The organism is Acinetobacter sp. UBA6526, assembly GCF_002434875.1.
GTDB lineage: Bacteria > Pseudomonadota > Gammaproteobacteria > Pseudomonadales > Moraxellaceae > Acinetobacter > Acinetobacter venetianus.
Window position 1 is genome coordinate 1 of the sequence record NZ_DJLC01000226.1, and the last position, 7,869, is coordinate 7,869.

The following is a 7,869-nucleotide window of genomic DNA, read 5'->3' on the forward strand; positions in this document are numbered from 1 at the left end:
TAAGCCGGGTTCTGTCGAGGACGACCATTCATCTGGGACCTGCGTCACCGCAGGCCTCAAGCAGCCTACCCGAATCCACTGCGGGTCACAGCATCGGATTCCTATTTGGCCTTGCTCCAAGCGGGGTTTACCATGCCGCAAGCTGTTACCAGTTGCGCGGTGCGCTCTTACCGCACCATTTCAACCTTACCGGCGCCCGAAAGCGCTTAGGCGGTATACTTTCTGTTGCACTTTCCGTCGGCTCACGCCGCCCAGGCGTTACCTGGCACCTTGCCCTATGAAGCCCGGACTTTCCTCCCCTGCTTCAGTCACGGAGACCTCCACAGCAGCGACCGTCCAGCCCACTTCGAGGCGCATCTTATCAAAAATTAAAATTAATTGCTCGCATTTTTTTGTGCCGTGAGCTTTTTATACTTTGCCATCAATTCATCTTGTGATTCCACATGCTGAGGATCAAGAGGAATACAATCTACTGGACAAAACAACTGACACTGAGGGTGATCATGATGTCCTACGCACTCTGTACAAAGCGCAGGATTTATTTCATAGATCAGCTCCCCCATATAAATAGCTTCATTAGGGCACACAGGCTCACAGACATCACAGTTAATGCATTCATCTGTAATATATAATGACACTTTACCAGCCTTGTTGATGCTTACGTTCAAATGCTTCAACCACAATGGCTGGAACAAATTTAGTCACATCACCTTTTAATCGCGCAATTTCTCTTACCAATGTTGATGAAATAAAAGAAAATTGCTCCGATGGAGTTAAAAATACGGATTCAAACTGTGGATCAAGTTGACGGTTCATGTTTGCCAACTGAAACTCATATTCAAAATCAGAAATTGCTCTTAAACCGCGTAATACTGCTGTTGCACGTTGTTCACGAAAGAAATTTACTAACAAACCATCAAAGCCTACAAATTCCACATTAGATAAATGACTCAATGATGCTTTTGCTAACTCAACACGCTCTTCTAAGCTAAACACTGGATTTTTATGGTGTCCAATCGCAATTGCTACAACAACCTCATCAAACATTTTTGATGCTCTAGCAACCAAATCAACATGACCATTGGTAATTGGATCAAATGTCCCCGGATAAATCACACGTGTTTTAGACATGCGTTGTACTCTGCGTCTATGAGATAAGGTGCATATTTTAACAAAAGTTAAGCATAAACGCTAAATTCCTAAATGATGGAAAAAGATTGCGTTTTACGGCACAATAAGCGCAATTGTGGAAGTTTAAATTATGGCGAAAGCAACAGTAGTAAAAAATAATAATGGTTAATGTTTTTTATAATTCCTTACAGTTCTTTTAATGATCATAAGTATTTGAAATAAAATAAATACTATTCTTATTAGTTCTTTTTAGTATCTTTTAATTCCTTATAAAAACGGGTAATAATACGGGTAACATTTCATTCAAAATACTCTCAATGGCTACTACAAAACTTTCTGATGTCAAAATTAAGAGTCTAAAACCAAAAGATAAATTATATAGACTACTAGACTCTGATCGACTATATATAGAGATTAGACCGACTGGTGCTAAGGTATGGCGATTTAAATTTGTTTTTCAGGGTAAAGAATCATCAATGAGCTTGGGGGAATACCCTGCTATTAGTTTAGCCGAGGCTCGTTCTTTAAAAGACCAAATGAGAGCAAAGCTAGCAAAAGGCATACATCCTGTTGAAGATCGAAAAAATATTAGAGCTCAGGCATTAGCTGAAACAACTAATACCTTTGATTCAATTGCTGCTGAATTTAAACTGAAACGAATGTGTTCAAAGTCCGAAACATATCAAGGGAAGTTTGATATTGCTTTAGAAAAAGATATTTCACCTGTTATTGGGAAGAAGAATATAAACGAGGTAACATCAGCAGATGTGCTTAAAATACTTGATAACACTGTAGAACGTGTTGTAAAAGAATCAAATGGAAGATTTACTGGTGCTTCTGCGGCACTTGAGAACAGAAGATTTGTTGGGGGGGTTATTCGATATGCTATAGCAACGCTTCGTGCTGAGAATGATCCTACTTATGCAGTACGTGATGTAATTAAACGTCCTCGTGTCAATCATGCAAGAGCATTAACGAAAGAAGAACGATATAAAGCTAGAACAAGCCTACCTAAATACAATGGCACACAAACTGTAAAGAATGCAGGCTTTATCCTCTTATACACAATGCTACGTGCTGTAGAAATCAGGAAGATGCAATGGTCATGGGTAGACTTTGAATCAAGATTAATTACATTTCCAATAGAAGTGATGAAGAAAGCTAGAATCCATGTATTGCCAATTTCAGATCAGGCATATAAGGTTTTGCGGCAGCAGTATGAAATATCAGGTGATAGCATTTTGGTGTTCCCTGCTATTTTTAGCAAAAAGAGTAGCGGGATGCTTTCACCATCAACTTTAAATAGCATGTTGGAGTATATCGGTCTTAAAGATGTAACTACTCATGATTTTAGAGCCACAGCATCAACCTTACTATATGAAAAAGATTATGAAGAAGCGTGGATAGAGAAACAATTAGCACATGCTGAATCTAATAAAACTAAAGCCTCTTATAATCATTCTAAGCATCTAAAACAAAGACGGAAAATGATGCAAGATTGGGCTGACATTGTTGACAGTTGGAAGACTGAAGAGAATATAAATGAAAAAAATAAATGCGTATGAAGTTAGGATATTGGCTGACTGGAGATTTTAAATAATTTGTATTAGCTCAAACCTAAGCTGACAGTTACCGATATTTGCTTTCGGATATGTCTGTGACTACATTTATAAAATACATGTATAAACAAAATGGCTTAGGCTAGATAGATCCAAAACAAAACAGAGTGATCACGACACATGGTTTCCACTCTACATTCCGTGATTGGTCAGCCGATAAAACGGATTATTCACGGGAAGTTTGTGAGCATGTACTTGCCCATAAACTTCCCGATGAAGTTGAAGCTTCTTACTTACGTGGAGGGTACCTTGAAAAACGTAAAGGTTTAATGGCTGATTGGACTGAATTCTGTTGTACACACTTTAACTAGACATCATAAAACGAATGCTTCAGCCTTAGATGGCTGAAGCATTCGTTTTAAAGGGAATTACACAGATTTTTTTACAGGCTCTGTACTCTTGATATTAGTTATACTTTTGACATTACTTGTTTTCTGGTTTAACACTTACGATTGTGTAAATTTCACCATCTGCTTTTAATTCAAAGTCAACTTTATCTCCTACAGTTAAACCATTTAATAAGGATGGGTCAGCAACTTTAAAGCCCATCTTCATTGCTGGCCAATTAATCGCAGGAATTGCTTCATGGTCGAGTGTTAAAATATTTTCATTCGTATCAATAGCAGTAATCACCCCAACGGCTTGAGCCGTTGTAGCGGTAGAAGACTCCTTATTCATCTGCTCCATAGGTGCGTCTGCTTTCTTCTGCTCTGATGCTTCATTTTTACTACATGCGCTTAATGCAGCAATAGTGGTAACAAGAGCAATAATTTTCATGAATTTCAACATAATAAAACCTCTTTAGACGAAATAATAAAACGATCAATGTGTTGATAGTTTTCTTTTGATTAAAAGCTGATATACAGCCGGGATAACAAACATTGACAGTAGAGGAGCTGAAATCATGCCCCCAACCATAGGTAAAGCAATACGGCTCATCAATTCAGAACCTGTCCCAGTCCCTAAAAGTATAGGAATTAAGCCTGCCAAAATGACGGCAACCGTCATGGCTTTAGGACGAACGCGTAGTACTGCTCCTGTTCGGATTGCATCATTGAGTTGTTGCTCCGTTAAGGATGTCGTTGAAGAAGATAGGTTTTGCTGTGCATGTTCAACTGCTTGCTTCAAATAGAACAACATGACTACACCAAACTCAGCAGCAACACCAGCAAGTGCAATAAAACCAACAGCAATCGCAACCGAAAAGTGATAATCACTCAAGTACATAGCCCAAATACCACCAATCAACGCAAAAGGTAGTGTTGCCATAATCAGAACAGCATCTTGTACTTGCCTAAAAATCAAATAGAGCAATAGAAAAATGATCATCAAAGTAATTGGAATAACAACTTTTAAGCGAGCATTCGCACGCTCCATGAACTCAAACTGTCCTGAATAGCTAATGCTCATGGCAGAAGAACGTTTTACTTTTTGGTCTATGGCCTGCTTCAAATCTTGTACAACCGAAGCTAAGTCACGTCCTTGTACATCGACATAGACCCAACCACTTGGACGGGCATTCTCACTTTTAAGCATTGGCGGCCCATCTGTAATTTGAATATTAGCAACACTACTCAAGACTATTTGTTGACCAGATTCTGTTAGAATCGGTAAATTTCTTAAGGCTTCCAGTGAATCTCGAATCTCTCGTGGGTAACGTACATTAATGGGATACCGTGCCAAGCCTTCAACAGTTTCACCAATATTTTCCCCGCCAATCGCTGATGAGACGATTTGCTGTACATCTTTAATATTGAGACCATATCGCGCAGCCTGCATACGGTTAATATCGACATCAACATATCGACCACCTGTGAGCCGTTCAGCTAAAGCTGAACTAACACCGGGCACCTGTTTAGCCACTTGTTCAATTTGCTGTGCTACCCGATCAATATCTTGCAGATCATTTGCTGAAATCTTAATCCCGATTGGACTTTTCACCCCAGTTGCCAACATATCAATCCGGTTACGGATAGGTGGCACCCAAATGTTTGTTAAACCCGGTACTTGGACTGCCTTATCCAGTTCTTTTACTAATTTGTCAGGTGTCATACCTGAGCGCCATTCAGACCGTGGTTTGAACTGAATCGTGGTTTCAAACATTACTAAAGGCGCAGGGTCTGTTGCTGACTCAGCTCTCCCTGCTTTACCAAATACTGTCGCAACTTCTGGAACCGTTTTAATCATTCGATCTGTTTGCTGTAACAGTTCTGAGGCCTTAGCTGCGGACAATCCTGGTAAAGCTGAAGGCATATACAGTAAATCACCTTCATCCATATTCGGTAGAAATTCTCCACCTAATCGAGTTAAAGGTAAAAGACTAATAAGGAAAATTAGCAACGCACCAAATAAAGTGGTCTTTGGATGAGCTAAAACCTGATCCAACATAGGTCGGTATATTTTGATGAGGAAACGGTTCAATGGATTACGCTGTTCTGAGGGTAATTTCCCGCGGATCCAATAACCCATCAAAACAGGAATCAGGGTAATGGATAAACCAGCTGCCGCTGCCATGGCATAGGTTTTGGTAAACGCCAGAGGCGAGAACAAACGTCCTTCTTGCGCCTGTAAAGTAAAAATAGGAATAAAAGATAATGTAATGATAAGTAAGCAGAAAAATAAAGCAGGACCAACTTCACTGGCGGAACGGGCAATAATATTCCAGCGTGCTTGAGTTTCTAATACTTGATTGGGATGTTCATGCTGCCAAGTCTCTATATGCTTATGTGCATTTTCAATCATCACAACCGCTGCATCAACCATAGCGCCAATAGCAATGGCAATCCCCCCCAGTGACATGATATTGGCATTTAGGCCCTGATAGTACATGACTAAGAAAGCCGACAAAATCCCAAGTGGTAAAGAAACAATAGCTACCATTGCTGATCGTAAATGCCAGAGGAAAAGTCCACAGACTAAAGCCACGACAATAAATTCTTCAATTAATTTATGACTGAGATTCTCGACTGCCCGATCAATCAGTTTACTGCGATCATATACAGGAACAACCTGCACTCCTTTCGGTAAACTTTGTTGCAATTCAGCCAGTTTCGCTTTCACAGCAGTAATCGTTTCACGTGCATTCTTACCAGCCCGTAAAATCACAACACCACCAACAGTTTCACCTTGTCCATTCAGCTCAGTGATACCACGACGCATTTCCGGTCCGAGTTGAATTGTTGCAACATCACCTAAAGAAACAGGAACACCCAAACTATTTGTTCGTAGTGGAATCTGGCGAAAATCATCTAAAGTTTTTAAATAACCAGAAGCTCGTACCATATATTCCGTTTCAGCCATTTCAAGGACTGAACCACCAGTTTCCTGATTAGCCTTTTGAATCGCCTCAATGACATTGTTTTGTGTAACACCTAAAGCCGCCATTTTGCTTGGGTCTAAGACAACTTGATATTGCTTAACCATGCCCCCAATCGTGGCAACTTCAGCCACATTAGGTAATGTCTTTAGTTCATACTTTAAAAACCAGTCTTGTATGCTTCTCAGTTGTGCAAGGTCATGTTGTCCTGTTGGATCAACTAATGCATATTCATAAACCCAGCCAACTCCAGTAGCATCGGGTCCTAACGACGATTTTGCATTCGCAGGCATTTTTCCCTGAATCTGGTTTAGGTATTCCAATACACGAGAACGGGCCCAATAAAGATCGGTATGTTCATCAAAAATGACATATACAAATGAATCACCAAAAAAAGAATAACCGCGAACAGTTTTAACACCGGGCACCGATAACATGGTTGTTGTTAAAGGATAGGTCACCTGATTTTCAACAATTTGTGGTGCCTGACCGGGAAAATTAGTTCGGACAATCACTTGTACATCAGACAAATCTGGCAAAGCATCAACCGGTGTATTCTTTACAGCCCAAGTTCCCCAAGCTGCCAAAACTAAAGCTGCCAACAAAACAAATACACGATTCAAAATTGAAAAACGAATAATACGAGCGATCATAATAGTTCTCCCGTTAGTTCTTCAAAGATGCCATAGACATCTTGGAAATGTCAGAAATAACGTAAGCATCTCCAACTTTTGTAAAACTAAAGTTGACCTGGTCACCTTGCTGAATTCGGGTAAATGGTTGTACGGGCTGTTTAAAGCTCATGGTCATAGCACCCCAACCCAACTCAGGAATAGCCTGATGTGAAATAGTAACTTCCTGAGCTGTGACTTTTTCAACTTTTCCAATGCCTTGATATTTTGATGTCTTAACTGCTTGAGAGGGGGTAATAGATTTTCCAGTATTCAGCTTATCCAATACGCCTTGCAAATTTGCTTCAGAATCAATCAGAAATTGTCCTGAAATCACTACTTTCTGACCAGCTTTCAACCCTTGCAGGACTGCAATTTTATTGCCATCACTTTGACCTAACTGTACAACAACAGGTTCAAAACGTCCTTGCTCATGCCCTACAATGACAACATTCCGAGTACCTGTCCGTATAACAGCTTGCTCTGGTATAACCAAACTGCTTTGGGGATTATTTATTATATTGACAGAAGCAAACATCCCTGGCTTAAGTTGACCACTAGGATTTGGTAATTCAATCCGAACTTTAATAGTTCTTGATGTTGTATCTAAGGTAGGCAAAATGTCGATAACTTTGCCAGTTACTTTTTTAGAAAAAGCAGCAAAATTGGCTTCTACACTCATACCTCGTTTGATTCCAGCAATTTGTCTTTCAGGAACGGCTGCCTCTAGCCAAATCGGGTTGATACCTTTAATTGTGGCCAAGGTTTGTCCCATAGCCAAAGCCATACCATTGCGGACTTCTAGTGAATCAATAAATCCACTAATGGGAGCTTGCAAAGTTATATTAGATTGCACTCGACGAGTTCGCTCAACTTGATGAATCACATTTTGTGGTATTCCTAAAAGCTGCAAACGTTGACGGCTTGCTTGAATAAGGGAACGATCTCCAGTACGGAGCACAGCTAAAAATTCAGTTTGCTCTCCAGTCCATTCGGGTATTGAAATATCAGCTATAGGGCTTCCTTCGGTCACCATATCTCCAACAGCATGCCCATACACTCGCTGAACAAAGCCACTTGCTCTAGTTTGTAAAATAGCTGTTTGCCGTTCATTTGCTTGTAATATGCCATT

At 40.1% G+C, this 7,869-nt stretch carries 6 protein-coding genes, 1 other RNA gene and 1 pseudogene; 2 read left to right on the plus strand and 6 right to left on the minus strand.

Features of this window, described 5'->3' with window-relative positions; translation table 11 throughout:
- From rnpB to coaD, 3 genes are all read right to left on the minus strand, one after another.
- An RNA gene (rnpB, locus tag B4237_RS15285) (RNase P RNA component class A) lies at positions 1-348 on the minus strand; the annotation flags it as partial.
- Positions 349-374: 26 nt separating this feature from the next.
- A complete protein-coding gene (locus tag B4237_RS15290; RefSeq protein ID WP_286943833.1) occupies positions 375-638 on the minus strand; it encodes a YfhL family 4Fe-4S dicluster ferredoxin in 264 nt (87 codons plus the stop codon).
- Between the two features lies 1 nt (position 639).
- A complete protein-coding gene (gene coaD, locus B4237_RS15295) occupies positions 640-1,131 on the minus strand; it encodes a pantetheine-phosphate adenylyltransferase (RefSeq protein WP_004881118.1) in 492 nt (163 codons plus the stop codon).
- 317 nt (positions 1,132-1,448) lie between these two features.
- Between coaD and B4237_RS15300 the strand changes: the two genes are divergently transcribed.
- A complete protein-coding gene (locus tag B4237_RS15300; protein WP_005091398.1) occupies positions 1,449-2,696 on the plus strand; it encodes a tyrosine-type recombinase/integrase in 1,248 nt (415 codons plus the stop codon).
- A 74-nt stretch (positions 2,697-2,770) separates the two neighbouring features.
- Positions 2,771-3,061 (plus strand): annotated as a pseudogene (locus tag B4237_RS15305) (integrase); the annotation flags it as partial.
- A 112-nt stretch (positions 3,062-3,173) separates the two neighbouring features.
- Here the strand turns inward: B4237_RS15305 and B4237_RS15310 are convergent.
- The 3 genes from B4237_RS15310 to B4237_RS15320 all read right to left on the minus strand — a co-directional run.
- Complete coding sequence (locus B4237_RS15310; RefSeq protein ID WP_005091401.1) at positions 3,174-3,539, minus strand: copper-binding protein; 366 nt, start codon at positions 3,537-3,539, stop codon at positions 3,174-3,176.
- A gap of 33 nt (positions 3,540-3,572) precedes the next feature.
- Positions 3,573-6,719 carry an efflux RND transporter permease subunit gene (locus B4237_RS15315; RefSeq protein ID WP_286943837.1) on the minus strand — a complete coding sequence of 1,049 codons (3,147 nt, stop codon included), beginning with the start codon at positions 6,717-6,719 and terminating at the stop codon, positions 3,573-3,575.
- A gap of 13 nt (positions 6,720-6,732) precedes the next feature.
- Positions 6,733-7,869, minus strand: a 1,137-nt coding sequence (locus B4237_RS15320) for an efflux RND transporter periplasmic adaptor subunit (RefSeq protein ID WP_286943839.1), incomplete at its 5' end; no start/stop codon positions are given.

Bases quoted from the DNA above. Each gene is read 5' to 3' on its own strand.
- B4237_RS15300 (WP_005091398.1), top strand. From the start codon at position 1,449: ATGGCTACTACAAAACTTTCTGATGTCAAAATTAAGAGTCTAAAACCA.
- B4237_RS15315 (WP_286943837.1), bottom strand. From the start codon at position 6,719: ATGATCGCTCGTATTATTCGTTTTTCAATTTTGAATCGTGTATTTGTT.
- B4237_RS15310 (WP_005091401.1), bottom strand. From the start codon at position 3,539: ATGTTGAAATTCATGAAAATTATTGCTCTTGTTACCACTATTGCTGCA.
- coaD (WP_004881118.1), bottom strand. From the start codon at position 1,131: ATGTCTAAAACACGTGTGATTTATCCGGGGACATTTGATCCAATTACC.